Origin of the sequence: Acutalibacter sp. JLR.KK004 (assembly GCF_036941085.1) — a bacterium.
Lineage (GTDB): Bacteria > Bacillota > Clostridia > Oscillospirales > Acutalibacteraceae > Acutalibacter.
This window is the reverse complement of sequence record NZ_JAYMNQ010000001.1, coordinates 1,744,251-1,761,351: the sequence shown is the minus strand read 5'-3', so window position 1 is coordinate 1,761,351 and position 17,101 is coordinate 1,744,251. Positions and strand designations below refer to the sequence as shown.

Genomic DNA, 17,101 nt, shown 5'->3' with positions numbered 1-17,101 from the left:
TGAACGCTTTGAACTTGGCAAGGTGGATAAGGTTTCCATTGTTGCGGAAGTGGAAAAAGATATAGCAGACCGTAAAGCGACTGAGAAAGACATCCCGACCAAAACGAGGTGCGGGCATATTGTAGTGGAAGTAATGTAAGCTGTATAGCCCGTCATTCTATAAGGTTTAGAAAATTTTTGCGATTTATAACCGCAAAACTAATTGATTTATTGCGGTTTTTGCGGTATACTACTATACAGACGGAGGTGGTCATCATGATTTACAGACCTATGTATGTGGATAAAATAATGGCTTATGTGGATACCCCTTTTGTAAAAATACTCACAGGGGTACGCCGCTGCGGAAAGTCTACGATACTCAAAATGATTATAGAAAAGCTTCAGACTGAGAGAAATGTTCCGGCGGAGCGTATCATAAGCTGCCGTTTTGACTCAATGGAATATGAGGATATGACGGCGAAACAGATATACGCCCAGCTAAAAGAACAGCTATGCCTAACCTCTGCCGCATACCCAGAGAAAAATCTTTTACTTTTTTCTTTCCCACATTTTCAAGACCAACCGTTTTTAAAACATCCGTTATTCCCTCAAAAGACGGTAATCCAAGGACACGATATTGCACTCTCAGATTGTCCTCAGCTGTCATATCAAGATAAATAGACGGAGTTTCAACCACCGCACCGATTCTGCGGCGGGCTTTTATTATCTCTTTTTCTTTACTGCTGATTCCATAAATGGAATATTCGCCGCTTGTCGGTTTCTGCAATCCGCAAATGAGACGAATTAGTGTTGTTTTTCCTGCACCGTTTTTTCCGACAAGCCCATAGACCTCGCCTTTCGGGACACTCATAGTAAGCCCGTTTAATGCTTTGTAATGACCATACTTTTTTTGCAAAGCATTTGTTTTAAGAACATACTCCATAGTCCTACCTCCTTTTTTCGGTGCTATTACTTTACTGCTAAACCGTTGAGAAAACAGTTACGCAAAAGTTGAGATTTCGTTGAGAATTTACTTTCCTTTCATTCTGAAGCCGATTCCCCAGACTGTTTCTATATATTCTTTGCCGTTCACTTCATATAATTTTGCCCGTAAATGACTGATATGGGTCTTTAATGAACTCTCTGTACAATCTGGCGTATCCTCACTGATAAGGTCAAGAAGCATGGATTTTGATACTATCTGGGTCTGATTCTGAATCAGCAATTTCAAAATGGCGTATTCCGTTCTTGTAAGACTGATTTTTTCTGTTCCAATCTGGACTTCGTGCGTATCCGTGTAAAGCTCCATATCGTCAAATGATAAAACTCTGGACTTCCCACTGGAATCGTTAATGCGAAGATGTACGGAAATACGTGCTAACAGCTCGTTCATGTGAAAAGGTTTCGTCACATAATCCACTGCTCCCCCTAACAAAAGCTCAACCTTGTTATCTATATCCGTCTTGGCACTTAAGATGATAACCGGTATTCCTTTAATATGCGAAAGCACTTCCTCTCCACTTAGTCCTGGCAACATCAAGTCAAGCAGGATAAGGTCTGGCTTTGCCCCCGACAAAACAAAGATAGCTTCTGTTCCAGAATATGCACGGCTAACTTGGTATCCCTCATTTGTCAGTGTTTCTTCCAGTGCATTTCCGATATGTATATCATCATCAATTATCAATATGGTTTTCAAGTGAAATAGCTCCTTTCTTCTGGCTCTTAAACCGTGTATCCGCTGGCTTTTTTGCATTTTGGGGTATCAGCCATATGCGGTTAATATTTATAACGCCCTCAATCCGATTTCCCTTGCAGAGCCGTTGTACCCACCGAAGTGATACATTCCATTTTTCTGCGGCTTCCTGTGCTGTCATATAATCAAACATTTCTGACCTCCTATTGTGTACTGTATATAGTATAGCCGTTCAAACGAACTATATCAAGTGTGTAAATATGAATTTTTATCTCTTGTGATAAGATATTTCATCTCCTATTACAAGAAGTTTCACATCGTTTAATTAGAAGCCACATCTCTGTAAAATATAAAGGTAAGATTTTCAGAGTATAGGTGGTGAGCTAATGGACGAAAGGAACAATCATTTTGACTTCGATTTTACCCCGATAGGACACGCTATCAAAAAAGCCCGTGAAGCCAGAGGGATGACAAGGGAGCAGCTTTCTGGTATCATCGGCTATGCCCCCAGACATATCCAGTCTATCGAAAACGAGGGACAGTATCCAAGCATCGAACAGGGGATGGTTTAACACACATAAAGCGGAAACGAAAGCGGTAACGGAACAATTTGAAGAACTGGTTCAGGCGCTGATTCTGCGTATCGGAGAGTTTGACAGCAGCGTTTTACATATTCAATCCAAGGACACTGTCTTTACGTTGATTTGGTATCCCCGGTTCGGACAGGACTCCATATAATCCGGCATTTCGCGCCCATATTGCCTCAAAAGGGAAGTTGCCAGTTCCAGTGGGATATTATCTGATGATCAAGCCGGGGAACCAGTCCTATCTCTGTGGTGGCTTGTTTGCAAATTCATTTCGGGACGCAACCGAAATGGTTCGCGACTATATCTCAGAGTTCGGTAAAGAATTTGATGAGATCATCCATGCGCCGGAGTTTGAGAAACACTTTACGGTACAGTGGACATCGCTTTTGCGTATTTCCTCCGGATATGATAGGGAGCATCCCCAGTCAGAATACTTAAAGTTTAAAAGCTGGTATTTGAAGTATTCGGTAGCAGAGGAAGTTATTGCTGATGCGGAGCAATTTATGGAAGAGGCCGCAAAGCTGTTTAGAATTATGAAACCATTCAATGACTATCTGAACAAAGCCCTTGAAGGGTTTCAGATGCCGGAAAGATAAAGCAATAACCCGGCTGGGGATATAATATTAAAGCAAGGCCAGACCGGACGGCCGATTTGACACATCCTTATACAAAAAAGTTCCATATCCAAAAGCAGGGGGACTACTGTGTAGTTGAGAAGGCAGAACCTGACCCTTTGAACCTGTTGGCTAATACCAACGTAGGGAGCTGAATGAATACAGCGATTGTATTTTCAGGATGCTCCATGTGGGTGTCCTTTTGTTTTCCTTATTAATTGGGTATATAGCGTGCTTATGGCCGATAGACTGGCTTCAATTGCGTGGTGCAGAGGCAGCTGAAAAGGACCAGAAAGCTGGAATTTCTGAAGACATCGTTATTTCTGATTCCTTCCTTACAGAATTGTAGGCAAAAATTCATCGGATTGTAAGCTGCCTTTGCTATACTCAATCAGTGAGAACTGTGTCCTCCGTTTAGAACAAGTTGACAAAAAAAGTCGATCCAAGCTCTGGACAGAAATATATAATGTAAGGTAAATGTTTCACATGATGTGAGGGTTTACGCTATAATTGCAGGGCCGCAGGAGGCTGAAACGAAAGCGATTATCAGCCGATTCCTGCGTAAGAATATTTACGCGCTTGAGCTATCAATTTGTATAGCTTGAATGCGAGGAAAATCATGAAAGGATAAGCTATAATAGAACATTAGAATAGCGTTAGGTGACCCTATGGAATGGATGCAACGCTTGAACCAATCGATTGAATATATTGAAGAACATATCACAGAGGAATTGGATTATGAAAGGGTGGCGCAAGTGGCCGGCTGCCCATCCTACTATTTCCAACAGATGTTCCTCTATATGACAAATATGACGCTGCGGGAATACATACGGCGGCGCCGGCTGTCCCTTGCGGCTGTAGAGCTGCAAAAGGATAGCGGGAAGGTAATAGACATTGCTGTAAAATACCGGTATGAATCCCCAACAGCGTTTACCCGGGCATTCAAAAGCTTTCATGGTGTAGTGCCGTCTGCTCTCAAGACAGAGAATATACCCTTGCAGGCTTTTCCCCCGATTCAGTTTCATGTATCCATGGACGGAGGGCTGCCATTGAAATTCAGAGTAGAGGAAAAAGCAGCGTTTCGTGTGCTGGGAGTTTCCTGTCCGTTGAATAAGGAGCTTGCCCAGAATTTCGAAGTTATCCCTACCGTATGGGATACGGCTCTTGCTGATGGAACGCTTACAAAACTGAGCGCTTTGCAGGAAAGCAGGCCGCAAGGTTTGCTGGGTATTAGCGTTCATCATACAGAGGACTGGAAATACCTGATTGCGGTCCGCTCCGACAGGAAAGAAGACTCATTTGAAGAGTATCATATCCCGGCGTGTAAATGGGCTATTTTCGAGGGGCGGGGGACAAACCTCTCTCTGTAGGAATTAGAAAAGCGAGTCATTGCAGAATGGCTCCCTACTTCTGGATACACATACGCGAATTCACCGGATATAGAGGTATATATCAAAGCTGATCCACAGGAGGCGGTTTACGAATACTGGATCCCGATTTTATAAGCACTTTTGCAGAGAATCGAATGATGGATTATGCTGCGGAACAACGGGAAGCGATTTCGGTAAAAGTATCGGCATCGATAAATGTATATTATTCTTAGACTCTGGAGGTTAGCTATGGGCGACACGAAAATCGACTATGACGAAAAGTTTGGAATGAATACGTTTAAGAGAGAGATCTGCAATGTGATGGGAGAGAAGTTCTGGGACGCTCTAACAGAGAACTTAAGCTTGCCGGACATTGAGATGGAGTGCAGTTGTCAGTGTCGTAATATGTTTGCCTTTATGCGGCGTTTTGAGGCGGCGACCGGTCAGGAAGCAGTACAAAAGATTCTCTACAGGGTACGGCATGGGTTGCATCCTTCCCAGTCGGCGTGGGCACGAGAAGAGTTTTTGAAAATCGGTGATTTAGACCGCTTTTTAGAAATCCATCAGAAGGCGGAACTTGAGAATTTCATCCGGATGAATCGGGAAGGAAAGGGCTTTTACGGTCAAGAGATTACGGACGAGGTGTTGGATTTTATCCGGCAGAACCCTGCTATGCTGGCTCCTGTCCGAAAAGGCAACAAGCTCATCTGTATGGCATTTCCCTGCAATATAAACGAGTACATAAGAGCTGAAAGCAGCAGGAGGAAACGCTACCACGCCTGTCATTGTCCGTTTGCTAAGGAGTCTATATTGGCCGACGAAACAGTATCTCCAACGCTCTGCTATTGCAGCCTGGGCCATGTGATGAACTTTTCAGAAGCTTTTTTAGGGAGAGAGCTTGAGGACAAGGTCGTCCGATCTGTATTGAACGGTGATCTGACCTGCGAGTATGAGGCTACAATTCCGGAAGATATTATGAGCAAATATCTTCCGCTTAGTGAATCTCAAATGGTTATAGAAAATTATTACCGCTATTATCGCATTTTTGCTTTGTCAGGTATTGTGGAATTTCATGAAGGACCGGTGGACTGGATCGTTCCGAAAACGAATGAGGTTGGCCCGTCTTTGGCTTTCCATATCCGATTGAGTAAAAGCAGATGGCAGGGGGAACTGGACGAACTCATGGAAGGGATCCGGTCAAAGAGCGTTCCGGCGCGTTGGCTCATTACTCCGGATGCAGATCCCAATAACATTGTTGAAGTATTGAAAGGGAAGGGCTTTAAGAGTCTTTCAGAAGACGCAGAGAATCCGGAACCCGGAATGATGCTGTACTAGTCAGATTTTTCTCCATATTCACATTTAGAGAAGTCGAATATCCTTTGTAAAGAAATACGGACAAAGGAAGAGTTTACTGCCTGGGTAGAAGTGGTAAACACCGCACTGCACGGATGGGAAATGATTGATGCGGAACATTATAGTTCCTGGATCGAACAGGATAATATCCGCCTTTTCCTGGCTGAGATAGATGGTGTACCGGTATCGACCGCGGCGACAATTCAGACGGGAAGTACAGCTTCATTAGAATTTGTTTCCACTTTAAAAGAACACCGCCGCCAAAAGGCAGCCATTACACTATGTTCAAGAGCGATTGAGGCTCTGTTTGATCGTGGAGTGGAAACCGTAACCCTTAGTGGCTCCAGCGAAGCGGTCTCTTTGTACGAAAGGCTGGGATTCCATTCCTGCTTTAATAATATGATTATGTTGTATGAATGAACACAGCATTTTTCTGTTTTCAGTATCTCATTCGTATCCTCCATACATTCTTTGTGATTTAGGAGGTATCTTAAATGATCAAAAAGATTACGGTCCTTGCTGCCGCGCTGGTGCTCGTAATAATAAGCGCAGCGGCTTGTGCGGCGAATGACCAACAGGTTTCCGCTCAAAGCAGCCAGCAGACAAGTGCGGATGCAAGCGATCAAGTTCAGGGTAACGTGGGAGGAGCCAAGGACGCAACGGGCAGTTCGGAGGTAAACCAGAAACAGATCGAGAGAAAAACACAGAAAATGAAGGAAGAGGGAGTCGTAGACAAAAACGGCAGGCCGGCGCCAGGCGTCGACCTGAACGATTATCCCGGGCTTGGATGAGTTCAGGCTGAATTGATTTGCAAGAGCGGGTATTAAGTCGGGAGGATGGGAGGTTTATATGAATGAGATACTGAAAGCAGAAAGGCTGTCAAAGACTTACGGGAAAACCATTGCTGTCAGTGAAGTCAGTTTGACGGTAAGGCAAGGGGATATATACGGTCTTATCGGAAAAAATGGCGCCGGAAAGACTACGTTTATGCGTATGGTATTGGGATTGGCTTTACCAGATAGCGGCCAAATGGAGCTTTTCGGCAAAACGGATCTGGAGCAGCAGAGAAAACATATACTCTGCTGTTGCAGCTTGGGTTTCAAATTGAGCATGAAAATGTGTTTTACTCTTCTGTGCTAGAGGCTGCCCGCGATGAGGGTGTTGCCATGCGATGGCATGAGATGAGTACCGGCAGACAGCAATATGGCGAGTTTCTCCTTGATTCCAATCCGATAGGAGAGTGTGAAATTCACTATCTGGAACAACCGGGTATTGCATATCTGCGATGGATATATGTCAAAGAGGGATTGCAGGGAAATGGAATTGGGGCAATGTGTATGTGCAGCCTGAAAAACTTCCTGTATAAGAAAGGAATCCGAAAGCTTGATACAGATACAGCTTTGACGAATGTAGGGGCACAGCACTTTTATGAGAAGAACGGCTTTGTGAGAAAAGGGATCTCAAGGAGTTTCTATTTGGAGAATGAGTGAAGCGGCTAGGAGGAAAACATGAATTGTTCAGAGGTAATAGCAGAATTAAAGATACGGGCGTCTGAGAAATATAAGGCGAACGTGGTTCGTATGGGGATTCCGGAGCAGTATAGTCTTGGTGTATCAACGGCAGAGATCAGAAGCCTTGCCAAAAAGATGCAGAAGTCAAATGAGCTGGCTCTTGGGCTGTGGGTAACGGGATATCATGAGGCGCGGCTGTTGGCTGTATTATTGATGGATCCGAAAGGAATGACAAAAGACGGTGTTGAACAACTGATAGGAGATGTTATATCCTGGGATTTATGCGACCATTTGTGCAAGAATCTTTTAATTAAGATGGATTGCCGGAGCGCCCTGATAGAAGGGTGGATTACTTCATCGCAGACATATAGGAAACGGGCGGCATTCACATTGATTGCATCGTCTGTGGTCCATGACAAAAAGCTTACAGATGATATGTTGGACTATTATCTTGGATTGATAGCCAAGTATTCAGATGACGAGCGGGAGCATGTAAAAAAGGCAGCATCCTGGGCGTTGCGCGAAATCGGTAAGAGAGATTTCAACTATAATGAAAAGGCGCTGTTGTTGGCTCATGAGTTTGCGGAGAGTGACAGTAAGGCATTGAAGTGGATTGGAAAGGATGCCATTAAGGAACTGGAGACATTGGTCAAGGCAGAAGGGCGCGGACGTTTGATTTCATCGAAGTCTCAAATGGGAAAAGAGGCTGTCGCAAGCGAAGCATAATAAGGATAGGGGGATGGATTTTATGCATAAAGGTACGAAATGGGCAAAGCAAATTGGAGGAAATGGCATGACACCAAACGATATTCTTTTCTACTGCCAGTCTAATTTGAAAGATGTTGTATTGGTAGAAAGTTGGGGAGAACGAGGGATTTTTTATAATCCAAACGGAGTTTTGAAACGGGGAGTATATGTTTTAACTGTTAAAGAAAGAGACGGTGATAATGATAAAGGCTCTATGTTGAACCGTGATAATGTATATCGTGTGAATGTCGGTTTAAGGAAACAGACCTTTATTAAAAAATTTGGGTATATTCCAGAGCGTCCGCCTGCTGGAAAAATCGTAAAAATGGATTATGATTTTACCGTTTTAGATACCATTATTCCCCACCCTGTCTACGCATGGATGAGCTGGGTATGTGTTTTAAATCCCTCTGATAAGACCTTTGAGGATTTCAAGGCAATGATACAAGAATCCTATGATTTTGCAAAAGAAAAATTCAACAAAAGAAAAAAGTAAATAATGCAACAGAAGCGGCGACAGTTAATTGCTGCCGCCCCTCTGAATTATAAATGCAACCGTAAACCAAGAACCACCCTATAGCTGCGCGAAATCGGAAAGAGAGGTTTCAACTATAATGAAAAGGCGCTGTTACTGGCACATGAATTTGCGGAGAGTGACAGCAAGGCATTGAATTTGATTGGAAAGGATGCCATTAAGGAACTGGAGACATTGGTCAAGGAAGAAGGACGCGGGCGTTTGATTTTGTCGAAATCTCAAATAGGAAAAGAGGCTGACGCAAGCGAGGCATAATAAGGATAGGGGGGACGGATTTCATGCATAAAGATACAAAATGGGCAAAGCAAATCATTTCTATGCAGAGGAGAGATGGCGCATGGGGCGATTTCCATACGCTTTCCGGCTCATCCAATTCCCCACTTACGACGGAGCGGGCTCTTCGGCGTTTGGAACGTCTGGGCTTTACAATCAAAGATGAATGCATAGAAAGAGCCATTTCCTATATGAGCGATTGCCTTTCCGGCAAAAGTGAAATCCCGGACCGGCGGGAAAAACTTGTAGACTGGGATGTGTTTACTTCTCTGATGCTGTCTACATGGATCAGACGGTTTACAAAAGATGTCCCGATAGCCAATCAGGTTGCTGATCAGTGGGCCGATGTGATTTCTCAAGCCTTTCATCACGGTGCATATGCTCATGAGGACTATATTGCCGCTTATCAGGAGGTTTTTGGAGGAAAGGCCAGAGGCACCAGACTGATAAAGTTTGTGAGCTTTTACACAGTATCGCTTATGCAGGGGTGCCTGGATAAAGGGACAGAGGAAGCCCTGACGGATTATGTGTTGAATAAAGATGACGGTATCTATTACATATATGAGGAGCGGCTTACCGTATTACCGGTTTTTGCAAGTAAACAGGCCAACAGCGGCCATTGGACTGCTTTCCAAATACAGATATGCAGCGTATAAGCTTCAGTTTGTCGTGGACTGGTTAACCGGGCTGAAAAATGAAAACGGAAAGTGGGATATGGGAAAATCTGCGAATGATAAGGTGTATTTCCCGCTTTCTAATAGCTGGAGAAAACAGGAAACCCGTGTGGCAGATTGCACGGAGCGGATCATGTGCTTGCTTTCTGAATTATCCAGGGTTGGAGAAAAGGTATGAAGATATGATTCTCCGAAAGCATTCTGGCCCAAGGAAACAGATGGGGCATATAACAATTTAATAGGAAGGTGCATATAAGTCAATCTTTAGAGTAGAAGCGGAGAAGAAGAATGAAAGAGATTTACTTATTTTTTGACAAGGAGGAGTTGTTCGAGCAGGAGATTCAGCCGATGTTGGACCACCTGAAAAGCTTGCTTCTCCATTATGATCTTCCATTTTTCTTTGCCGTTGCCGTCAAATCAGAGGAGAATGGGACGAAGTACATTTACGAATCACATGATGTATGGAGTACATCGAGACACATGAAAGACGACAAAATACCGGGATTTATAAAAGTCGTAAACGGGTTCAAAACAGTTTTACCGGTTTCTTTTTTAGAATCAGACAAGAAGGAATGACATGCTGCTCTATTTGTGTGGATGTTCCATTCCTTCTTTTTTATATTTTCTCACTATGGCTATTCTTAAGCATTGATTTTGTTTAGACGGAAATGGTGTTGACAATCACAGGAAATCCGGCTATAATAAAGCTATAGTTTAGTTTCGGCGAATAGAATCCTCTAAATTACTTATATTACAATGGAAGGGAGATCGCCATGGCATATATAAAACGAGCAGCAGAAGATACGATTGCACGGGTTTCTAAAATGTTCCCCGTACTGTTGGTGACCGGTCCAAGGCAGGTGGGGAAAACTACTCTTCTGCAAAGGTTGGCTGAAATACAGCGAGACACGGGGACAGAGCGAAAATATGTAACCTTAGATGATCCTGACGCGAGATATTTGGCAAAGCGCGATCCGGCATTATTTCTACAGAGATATTCCCCGCCGGTACTGATTGATGAAATCCAGTATGCAACGGAGCTGCTTCCCCATATCAAAATGAGCGTAGACCGTTCTAAAAGAAAGGGGGACTTTTGGATCACGGGCTCGCAAGTATTCCGCCTGATGAAGAATGTAAGCGAGAGCCTTGCGGGACGGGTGGGCATTGTGAATTTATTAGGATTGTCCGATGCGGAAATCTACCAGGAGTCAAGCGAGCCGTTCCAGACAGACGCGTCATACTTGATGAACCGTTTATCTGTAAGAACCACAAGGAGCTTAAATGAAATTTACGCAAGGATCTTCAAGGGTTCCATGCCGGAGCTTTACGCGGATGAAAATGTGGATTGGGAGACCTATTACCGTTCCTATGTGGATACGTACCTGCAGAGAGATATCCGCGATCTTGCCCAGGTCGCTAATGAAATGCAGTTTTACAATTTTATGACGATTGTGGCCGCACATACCTCAAAGCCCGTTGTCTATGAGGAATTGGCAAGCGCTGCCGGTATTTCAGCGCCAACAGCAAAAAAATGGCTTTCCATTTTGGTATCGTCCCATATCATTGCTCTTGTGCAGCCATATCACAACAACGCGTTGAAACGTGTGGTGAAAATGCCGCTTCTCCACTTTTTGGATACCGGCTTAGCGGCTTATCTCTTAAAATGGGGAAATCCCGAGGCATTGGAAAGGGGAGCAATGTCCGGAGCATTCTTTGAGAGTTATGTATTCTCAGAAATCTATAAGAGTTATCTGAATGCGGGGAAAGAGCCTCCCATCTTCTATTACAGGGATAAAGACCAGAAGGAGATTGATTTGTTGCTTTATCAAAACGGCGTGCTCTCTCCGATAGAAATCAAAAAGGCGGCATCGCCCGGGAAAACGGCAATAAAGAACTTCAATGTGTTAGAGCCAGTGACCCGCGAGGGGGCTTTCGCAGGTTTGGAATCTTTAAAAGTAGAGATAGGGACGGGAAGTGTCATTTGCATGGCCAACGATTTGCTGCCTGTGGACGAAAAAAACTGGTATGTGCCGGTTTGGTTGATTTAGTTGTTCTGCAAAATGTGAAGGAAGAATGAGGGCGTTTCGGCCTTCGTTTATCCAAAAATATGAGATGAATCGTTCTTGGACAAAAACAGGACAAATCTTGGACAAAGCAGGAGATGAAAAAGTGGAGATACAGGCTTCTCTATGGTATAATAAATATTTAACCGTGAAGATCAGTAACAATTCGGTTGGATTGGAATAAATAATCAATCAACTTTTATGAAAATGGGAAACCACAGTTTGAAAGGAGCATTTGCATGAAACACGTATGTATGCTTATATCGGTGGCTGATATTAATGCCGCAAGAAAATTTTACGAGGATCTGTTTAGATTAGAGGTGTTTCAGGACTACGGTAAGAACATCGCCTTTACCTGCGGCCTGGCACTGTAGCAGGATTTTGACTGGCTTGTGAATCTGCCAAAAGAAAAGGTACTAAAGAAATCCAACAATGCGGAAATCGTTTTTGAGGAACAAGATTTTGACAGTTTTCTGAACGAGTTGAAAGAATACCCGGATATTGAATATCTGGGAGAAGTGATCGAGCATAGCTGGGGCCAGCGGGTGATTCGGTTTTACGATTTGGACGGACACATCATTGAGGTTGGCGAGGATATGAAAATGGTGATAAAGCGTTTTCTTGATTCCGGCATGACCATGGAAGAGGTTTCTGTGAAACTGGACGCTTCTATTGAGGATTTGACAAAACTTCTAAATAGCTAATATATGATGGACGAATAAACAAATCTAAATTTGTGGAGGAAACAGATAATGGCAAAAGAAAAAGGCTCATTCAAAGAATTTCTATCGGCAATCGCGCCAGAACACCAAGCATTTGTCGAGAAACTTAATACCAAACTTATTGAGCAGGGCTGTGACCTTGTAATAAAGGAAGCAAAAAGCGGTTACACCGCTTCATACCAACTAGAGAAGAAAACAGTAATGAATTGGGTTTTTCGCAAGACAGGTGTTTTTGCACGGATTTACGGAGACAATGCTGGCAAGTATGAGGATATAATCGCTTCGCTTCCTGCTGATATGCAAAAGAAAATGACTACTTCTCGTGACTGCAAGAGACTGATTGACCCTAATGCCTGTAGTGATACCTGTGTGAAAGGTTTTGTTTATGCCTTGAATGGCGACACACATAAAAAATGCCGTAATGACGGAATGTTCTTTCTACTGACAAATGAAACAGCGGAGCATATAGCTGGGCTGGTCTGTGCAGAGGTTTGTGTGCGTAAGTCAGCTTTATAACGACAGAAAAGTTAAGACCAAATACTTGCTTGTAATCAAGATACGGCAGTATATGGATTAACTTTAACAAGACAGCAAGCTGTTGCCCTCGCGCATACTCGGACAAGTGTCTTAAAAGATAGCAAACGAATCTTATATTCGTACAAGAGGGCTTACGTTGCTTGCTTATAATGCAAAATGGGATAAAGATTATAAAATTGACGAGATTATTGACAAATATTTAAAACACATAACGGATGTTAAGCCCATCACAGCAAGACAATATATCAAGCTGTTACCGCTTATTGCAAGGTATAAACCAGAGTTAAAGAACGATATTCTTTCCGCACTTTATAAGGCGAATATATGTGTTTATGATGACAGTATGCAATCTTTGCTAAACGTGACTCTCAGCAGACAGTAATCAAATCCCTGTCGTATGCTTTGCATTATTTCCACATCCACGGGAGTCTCAAAAACAAGTTCAAAAAGTTTCTTATTATATCCTGCAGTACAGTGGCACCAAGTTAGGGATTGTGAAAGAGCCGCCTCCTCTAACATCGGACACTCACAAGTAAACATTTTCGTATATAACTGATTTTCTTCTATATACCAGCCGGCACCATTTTTATTTAATGCAGATACAAAGCGTTGCAAATCTTTATTAAGGGATTTATATAACCGTTTCAGTTCCTTAGCCGTATCTTCCATTTTCATTACAATAACAATTCTGACGAATTTCTTTGACGATATTTCCATCAAACCTGTTTTCCAGAAGAGACGATAGCTTTTCCACCCATTCCGCGCGTTCTGCAGGTGTTGAATTTGGTGTTAACGGCAATTCAAACATTACACTATCTGATGACTCTTTTGAAACTGTCGTTTCCAAACTGCGTTTCAGTCTCATAAGTTCATCCAATTCTAAAGTCGGTGATATGTGCTCCGGCATAGAAAAATTTCTCATATTTGGAACCTCCCTCGGCTCAAAATTTGTATTCCAGATCAAAGAATTTTTTTATTCCAAGTCCAGCATACTGATTGATTCACATTTTCCCTTCTCAATCACAATAGCAGGCATAGCTTTTGCAGGCCGCAATCAGTTACCAAAGAAGTCTATATCATACCTTGTCCCATGTGAGAAAAGAATTCCTTCTGTTAATTGAATACATAATATAATCGTATTTTCATCGTCAAAATCAGTATGGCCGTTATCGATCCATTCAGCAAAGACCTTTTTCAATTTGTCAGCAATCAGACAATTTTCCGTTTTCCCGAAATATCCTAAGCTAACGCCTTTCCCATGGGCTGTAAACCACTCACCGGCGATTGCAACAACAGGGTTATCCTTTATGTGTTGCATTCTATTTGAAAGCGCATGGGTAATGATATAAAATGCTCCATTTTCGTAATAAGCATTTACATATCGTACATAAGGCATCCCGTTTTCTGTTGTTGCCAAGGCGATAATTGTGTCTTTCCCGAAACGCTCAATCATGACCAGTTCTGCTTCTTGACTAAATTCTTTCATTAAATCTTTCTCCCTTCAAATTATATTTTTCGGATCTGTTCAAAGTCTCGACAAGCTGAAAGTTGTGCTTATAATTTTTATATTTCTTTCAATACTTTTTGAATGTCCTTATAAACCAATGGTTACATCTCTTGACAAGGGCATACAGCCCATAGTCAAGTGCGATGGATCGTTGAAAGTCAGATTTTCCACTCAATAGCGACACATTCACCTGTGGCGCGGATTTGAGAGATAAGGCCGTCAGCCACCTGCCGCCTATCGTCAAAGTCAATCTCTTCCCAGCGGTTCAGGTACACCGACAACCGCTCAATCTGTTCCGGCGACATACTCTCCGCAGACAGGGCCGCGATTTCCTTTGCCAGTGTTTGCCGCTGTGCGTCCAATTCCTCAATCTTGGTGTTGGCGTAGGAGATCAAAACCGCGCTGGCCCCGGTCAGGGTATTCAGCAGCTTTTCAATTTCATCCTCCACACGGGCCAGCTCCACATTTAAGGCGGTGAGCTTGGGATTGACCTTTTCCCGCTTGCCCGTCAGGGTTTGGAATTGCGCCAGCTTCTTCACCATTTCGCCGTAGATAAACCGCTCAAATTCCCTCGTGCGGAGCGTCCCACAGCCCGGACAGCTCTTGTTGTCCGCCCGCTTGGAGCACCGCAAGTATTGAACGCCTGACGGGTTCCCCACGCTCATTAAGGCGTACCCACAGCGGCCACACTTCACTTTCCCGGCCAGCCAAGTATTTTTCGCCTTGCGCCCGTTCTGGAATGTAGTGTTCGCCATCAGCTTTTTCCGACAGCGGAGCCACACATCCGCCGATACCAGCCCCTCGCTGGGGGCCACCACAAGGATCTGGTCTTTCAGGTGTTTGTTTTTCCGCGCCTGCACATCCCGGCCCTGGTAGAGATAACAGCCGTTTGTCCCCGCGAAGTCCGCCGCCTCGTTAATAACTACCGTCCCCTGGCTTTTGAAAAATTCGTACATTTCCAGATCGGCCTGGGCGTAAATGGGGTTGCGGAGCATTTGGGAGATAAAGCCACGGGTCAGTTCCTTGTCGTAAATCAGGATGCCCTCGTCCGTGAAGTGCCGGGCGATGTCCCCGAAAGAGGTGGAGGGCTGGGCGTACATTTCAAACATCAGCCGTGCGATGTCCGCCGTTTCCGGGTCGGGCTTCATCATTTTTGTGCGGATGCCCTGAATGGTGGTGGGTTCCAGTTGGAAACCGAACGGGGCCGCGCCGCTCATGTGAAAACCGCGCTGGCAGCGGGAATAGTAAGCGTCCGTCACCCGCTTCTGAATGGTTTCCCGTTCCAGTTGGGCGAACACGATGCAGATGTTCAGCATGGCCCGGCCCATTGGCGTGGAGGTATCAAACTTTTCCGTGGAGGAAACAAACTCCACGTTGTACGCCTGAAAGGTTTCCATCATGGTGGCGAAGTCCAGAATGGAGCGGCTGATCCTGTCCAGCTTGTAGACCACCACCCGCTTAATCAGGCCCCGCTTGATGTCGGCCATCAGCTCCTGGAATTTGGGGCGGTCGGTGTTCTTGCCGGAATAGCCCTTGTCGGTGTACTGGCGGAAGTTACCCCCTCTCAGTTCGTACTTGCAAAACTCGATTTGACTTTCAATGCTGATACTGGCCTTGCGGTCTACCGATTGCCGTCCGTAAATTGCGTCTTCCCGAATGTTCATTTGGTACTCCTTTCCGTTTCAGGAGCTACCAAACCTTACACTCATATTATACCTCTGGTAGCCCTATTCCACAAGGATGCCTCGCATTACACCACCTGCGCCTGGCCCGGCGCGTACTTGATAAAGACCTCGAAAAGACAGCTCTCAATTTCCCGCTTGCGCTTGTCCTGCGCCTTGGGGGACAGGATCGGGGTCAGGTTTTCCAGCGTGATCGTCCTGCCCTGAAAAGAAGCCGTCTTGACCTCTTTGTGATAAGAAATTCTCGTTTCTGCCATCGGAGCCTCCTTTACAAATCGGTGAACAGGTGCATACAGTTTCCCGCTGTCCTGTGGGGAAACGTCAAAAGGCGGCAGAAAAACCGCCGCCCTTTGACCTCCCCCCACTTCTGGTCAGGATGACCAGAAGCAGAGGGGGGACTGTATTCCATTTCAATCTGCAAAGGCCAGGGGCCGCCCCGCCGGAATAATTTGGGCTGTCGTAAGACAGAACGCCCCGGCTGGGGCGGCCCCCTTGATTGCGTTTATACTGCGCCGTATTTGCCACGCATCCCCGGCGCGGGGAGTATTCCAGACCGCCGATGGCCTCGGCTGCATAGCCCCGCTGTACCGATTGCCGCATACCGCAGGGACTCCCCCTCAAGTCTGTGGGAGGGCGTGAACAAGTTTCATTATCCCCCGCGCTGTCCTCGCGCCCGGCTTGCCACAGCCGGGTCAAAGGCTTGCGTTGATCGCTCGGTCAGCTCCTATTTCACCTCCTCGGAGCTTTCCATCCTGGCGGCGCGCCTTTTGCCGCTATCACGCGGGTTTTGTATCTGGAATACTGTATATTCAGTTGTCAGCGGGAGGGGCTTGTCCCTCCTCACCTATCAGGCGGAAAATTGGGGGAAAGTCCTCTCTCCTAAATGGAATTTTCCAAAATATTTTTCAGGTTCAGCAAGCCTCGGTCAATGGAGCCGCTGATCCGGCTGATCCCCACGCCCTCGGCCCGCGCAAGGTCGGCCCTGCTGATACCGAGTATGTAATGGGCGTAGACGCGCCGGGCCTGGACAGGTGGGAGCTGGTCGATGGCCGCATAGAGGGCGGCCCGGTTTTCCCTGTCCTCCATTACCTGCTCCGGGGTCAGCGGGGGAAAGGTCACGTCTGCCTCAAAGCCGGGGGTGCTGTCCAAGGAACACTCGTCATGTTCCCGCTTGCGGCGCTTGTAGCTGTCACACAGGCGGCCACCAATGGAGAGGGTCACGGCGATCTCGTCAGACACCTCCAGCATGACACG

General features: G+C 45.1%; 21 protein-coding genes, 5 pseudogenes and 1 riboswitch. Of the genes and pseudogenes, 17 read left to right on the top strand and 9 right to left on the bottom strand.

The features are described from left to right. Window positions 1-255 precede the first annotated feature (255 nt). Window positions 256-429, top strand: a pseudogene (locus VSQ30_RS09640) (AAA family ATPase); the annotation flags it as partial. On the opposite strand, the gene VSQ30_RS09635 reads toward VSQ30_RS09640, so the two are convergent. The 3 genes from VSQ30_RS09635 to VSQ30_RS09625 form a co-directional block, all read right to left on the bottom strand. Continuing rightward, window positions 413-850 carry an ATP-binding cassette domain-containing protein gene (locus VSQ30_RS09635; RefSeq protein WP_334464848.1) on the bottom strand — a complete coding sequence of 146 codons (438 nt, stop codon included), beginning with the start codon at window positions 848-850 and terminating at the stop codon, window positions 413-415. The pseudogene VSQ30_RS09640 and the gene VSQ30_RS09635 overlap by 17 nt on opposite strands. Before the next feature lie 159 nt (window positions 851-1,009). Continuing rightward, window positions 1,010-1,675 (bottom strand): response regulator transcription factor, encoded by a 666-nt coding sequence (locus VSQ30_RS09630; RefSeq protein WP_334463719.1) that lies wholly within the window; start codon window positions 1,673-1,675, stop codon window positions 1,010-1,012. Beyond that, entirely contained in the window at window positions 1,653-1,865 is a 213-nt protein-coding gene (locus VSQ30_RS09625; protein ID WP_334463717.1) for a helix-turn-helix domain-containing protein, read from the bottom strand. The genes VSQ30_RS09630 and VSQ30_RS09625 overlap by 23 nt, the downstream gene beginning before the upstream one ends. Before the next feature lie 193 nt (window positions 1,866-2,058). Here VSQ30_RS09625 and VSQ30_RS09620 point away from each other — a divergent pair, with 193 nt between their 5' ends. From VSQ30_RS09620 to VSQ30_RS20615, 16 genes and pseudogenes are all read left to right on the top strand, one after another. After that, the gene (locus tag VSQ30_RS09620; protein WP_502876228.1) at window positions 2,059-2,244 is read left to right on the top strand and encodes a helix-turn-helix transcriptional regulator; all 186 of its coding nucleotides are present in this window, start codon (window positions 2,059-2,061) and stop codon (window positions 2,242-2,244) included. Then, window positions 2,174-2,855 (top strand): annotated as a pseudogene (locus tag VSQ30_RS20765) (DUF2461 domain-containing protein). Before VSQ30_RS09620 ends, VSQ30_RS20765 begins: the two are co-directional and overlap by 71 nt. Window positions 2,856-2,941: 86 nt before the next feature. Continuing rightward, window positions 2,942-3,040, top strand: a riboswitch (TPP riboswitch). A 501-nt stretch (window positions 3,041-3,541) separates the two neighbouring features. Beyond that, window positions 3,542-4,378, top strand: a pseudogene (locus VSQ30_RS09605) (AraC family transcriptional regulator). Between the two features lie 114 nt (window positions 4,379-4,492). Next, window positions 4,493-5,578, top strand: coding sequence for a hypothetical protein (locus VSQ30_RS09600; protein WP_334463714.1), 1,086 nt, complete (start codon window positions 4,493-4,495; stop codon window positions 5,576-5,578). Between the two features lie 120 nt (window positions 5,579-5,698). After that, complete coding sequence (locus tag VSQ30_RS09595) at window positions 5,699-6,016, top strand: GNAT family N-acetyltransferase (RefSeq protein ID WP_334463712.1); 318 nt, start codon at window positions 5,699-5,701, stop codon at window positions 6,014-6,016. 74 nt (window positions 6,017-6,090) lie between these two features. Then, window positions 6,091-6,387, top strand: a complete 297-nt coding sequence (locus VSQ30_RS09590) for a hypothetical protein (protein WP_334463710.1) — start codon at window positions 6,091-6,093, stop codon at window positions 6,385-6,387. A 58-nt stretch (window positions 6,388-6,445) separates the two neighbouring features. After that, the gene (locus tag VSQ30_RS09585) at window positions 6,446-6,736 is read left to right on the top strand and encodes an ATP-binding cassette domain-containing protein (protein ID WP_334463709.1); all 291 of its coding nucleotides are present in this window, start codon (window positions 6,446-6,448) and stop codon (window positions 6,734-6,736) included. Window positions 6,737-6,762: 26 nt separating this feature from the next. Beyond that, window positions 6,763-7,086, top strand: a complete 324-nt coding sequence (locus VSQ30_RS09580; RefSeq protein WP_334463707.1) for a GNAT family N-acetyltransferase — start codon at window positions 6,763-6,765, stop codon at window positions 7,084-7,086. A gap of 18 nt (window positions 7,087-7,104) precedes the next feature. Beyond that, on the top strand, window positions 7,105-7,833 hold the full coding sequence (locus VSQ30_RS09575; RefSeq protein ID WP_334463705.1) for a DNA alkylation repair protein: 729 nt from the start codon (window positions 7,105-7,107) through the stop codon (window positions 7,831-7,833). A 22-nt stretch (window positions 7,834-7,855) separates the two neighbouring features. Then, complete coding sequence (locus VSQ30_RS09570) at window positions 7,856-8,350, top strand: DUF6194 family protein (protein ID WP_334463704.1); 495 nt, start codon at window positions 7,856-7,858, stop codon at window positions 8,348-8,350. A gap of 317 nt (window positions 8,351-8,667) precedes the next feature. Next, window positions 8,668-9,318 (top strand): hypothetical protein, encoded by a 651-nt coding sequence (locus tag VSQ30_RS09565; protein WP_334463702.1) that lies wholly within the window; start codon window positions 8,668-8,670, stop codon window positions 9,316-9,318. Window positions 9,319-9,624: 306 nt separating this feature from the next. Then, a complete protein-coding gene (locus tag VSQ30_RS09560) occupies window positions 9,625-9,912 on the top strand; it encodes a hypothetical protein (RefSeq protein ID WP_334463700.1) in 288 nt (95 codons plus the stop codon). A 197-nt stretch (window positions 9,913-10,109) separates the two neighbouring features. Further along, window positions 10,110-11,384: an ATP-binding protein gene (locus VSQ30_RS09555; protein ID WP_334463698.1), complete on the top strand. Its 1,275-nt coding sequence runs from the start codon at window positions 10,110-10,112 to the stop codon at window positions 11,382-11,384. A 254-nt stretch (window positions 11,385-11,638) separates the two neighbouring features. Further along, a pseudogene (locus VSQ30_RS09550) lies at window positions 11,639-12,103 on the top strand (VOC family protein). A gap of 48 nt (window positions 12,104-12,151) precedes the next feature. Continuing rightward, window positions 12,152-12,637, top strand: coding sequence for a hypothetical protein (locus VSQ30_RS09545; RefSeq protein ID WP_334463696.1), 486 nt, complete (start codon window positions 12,152-12,154; stop codon window positions 12,635-12,637). Window positions 12,638-12,658: 21 nt separating this feature from the next. Beyond that, window positions 12,659-12,808 carry a DUF6323 family protein gene (locus VSQ30_RS20615; RefSeq protein WP_350339953.1) on the top strand — a complete coding sequence of 50 codons (150 nt, stop codon included), beginning with the start codon at window positions 12,659-12,661 and terminating at the stop codon, window positions 12,806-12,808. Window positions 12,809-12,988: 180 nt separating this feature from the next. Here VSQ30_RS20615 and VSQ30_RS09540 read toward each other — a convergent pair. The 6 genes and pseudogenes from VSQ30_RS09540 to VSQ30_RS09510 form a co-directional block, all read right to left on the bottom strand. Beyond that, a pseudogene (locus tag VSQ30_RS09540) lies at window positions 12,989-13,466 on the bottom strand (DUF6144 family protein). A 246-nt stretch (window positions 13,467-13,712) separates the two neighbouring features. Next, a complete protein-coding gene (locus tag VSQ30_RS09530) occupies window positions 13,713-14,144 on the bottom strand; it encodes a pyridoxamine 5'-phosphate oxidase family protein (RefSeq protein WP_334463688.1) in 432 nt (143 codons plus the stop codon). A 179-nt stretch (window positions 14,145-14,323) separates the two neighbouring features. Next, the gene (locus VSQ30_RS09525; RefSeq protein ID WP_334463685.1) at window positions 14,324-15,829 is read right to left on the bottom strand and encodes a recombinase family protein; all 1,506 of its coding nucleotides are present in this window, start codon (window positions 15,827-15,829) and stop codon (window positions 14,324-14,326) included. Window positions 15,830-15,915: 86 nt separating this feature from the next. Further along, entirely contained in the window at window positions 15,916-16,104 is a 189-nt protein-coding gene (locus VSQ30_RS09520) for a hypothetical protein (protein WP_334463683.1), read from the bottom strand. Between the two features lie 64 nt (window positions 16,105-16,168). Beyond that, complete coding sequence (locus VSQ30_RS09515; RefSeq protein ID WP_334463681.1) at window positions 16,169-16,447, bottom strand: hypothetical protein; 279 nt, start codon at window positions 16,445-16,447, stop codon at window positions 16,169-16,171. A gap of 279 nt (window positions 16,448-16,726) precedes the next feature. Next, a complete protein-coding gene (locus VSQ30_RS09510; RefSeq protein WP_334463679.1) occupies window positions 16,727-17,095 on the bottom strand; it encodes an RNA polymerase sigma factor in 369 nt (122 codons plus the stop codon). Between the last annotated feature and the right edge of the window lie 6 nt (window positions 17,096-17,101).